Below are 1,223 nucleotides of genomic sequence, written 5' to 3'. Positions count from 1 at the left end.
ACCCCTCAAGCAGTCACTGGCTCTCAAACCCAATACAGATGGCGCTCAGAACGCCGAATACTCAGTGGTCTCTTGGCGGGTGTGTTGCGCCGGATCCTGTGCCATGTGCGCGGCTCCTTCAGGTGTGGAGGTCCTCTATCGGCACGGGCCAGGCCGTCCCACCGCCGGGCACGTGTCCCCCGATCATGGCACGGCGGGAGACGATCCGGTGCCTGGAATCCTTATCTCGTCCCTGACCACCGTCACGAGCGGTCCACGGCGCGGCAGGCCACCGGTCACATCCGGATGACGACGCTGCCCACCTTCTCCCCCGACTCCACGTACCGATAGGCCTCGACGATCTCATCCAGCCCGTACTCGCGATCGATGACCGGCGAGAATGCCCCCGAGCCCAGCAGCCCGGCAATCTCCTGGGCCACGTGCTGACCCTCCTCCGGGTACGGGAACACCACCCGCCGTGCTGCCGAGAGCTGCCTGGGCATCTTGGCGGCTACGGCACCGAGCACGGACAGAGGCAGGTTCTGCCCTCCCGGTCCCAACTCGGAGGAGACATAGCGCCCGCCGGGCAGCAGGATCGGTCGGCACGCTGCGAAGGTGCTCTTGCCGACGGCGTCCACCACCACGTCGTAGCGCTCGGGCCGGGCGGTGACGTCCTCGGTGAAGCGGTCGATGACGAGCTCGGCCCCGAGCCCCCGCACCAGTTCCCCGTGCTCGGCGGCGCAGACCGCGCTGACCTTCGCTCCGAGGTGCGCCAGGAGCTGGACGGCGGCCGAGCCGATGCCCCCAGTGGCGCCGATGACGAGCACCCGGTCCCCGGACCGCACCCCGGCACGCCGGATGGCCGATTGAGCATAGTGGGCCCCCTCGGTGCTCGCCGCAGCCCGCCCAATGTCCACGCCGTCTGGGATTCGGGCGATCATCGAGTCCTCGGCCACCGCCAGCAACTCAGCATGCGCGCCGAAGCGGCCCTCGCAGTATCCGAAGACCTGATCGCCGACGGTGAGGTCCGTGGTTCCCTCCCCCACCGCGATAACCGGCTCTTCACAATCCAGGGTGTAGCAGTGGCCTGAATCCGCCGGACTCCAGCAAGGATCGGGCGATGTAGTTGGTCAGGTTTCGGAACCCGAGGGCGGAGCCGCGTAGGTGCTCGAGGCGGCCGTTGAATCTCCTATGTCTGTCAAGCCCCGGTGAGCTCATTCTGAGCGGCGGTGTTGAGGCGGCGG

The 1,223-nt window shown here is 67.9% G+C and carries 1 protein-coding gene; it reads right to left on the bottom strand.

Features of this window, described 5'->3' with window-relative positions; all coding sequences use genetic code 11:
- Positions 1-275 precede the first annotated feature (275 nt).
- The gene (locus ACFFIO_RS12430; RefSeq protein WP_378042218.1) at positions 276-1,025 is read right to left on the bottom strand and encodes an NAD(P)-dependent alcohol dehydrogenase; all 750 of its coding nucleotides are present in this window, start codon (positions 1,023-1,025) and stop codon (positions 276-278) included.
- Between the last annotated feature and the right edge of the window lie 198 nt (positions 1,026-1,223).

Origin of the sequence: Citricoccus parietis (assembly GCF_042433045.1) — a bacterium.
GTDB lineage: Bacteria > Actinomycetota > Actinomycetes > Actinomycetales > Micrococcaceae > Citricoccus > Citricoccus parietis.
Note: the sequence above shows the minus strand (reverse complement) of the source record. Positions and strands in the feature narration are given on the sequence as shown.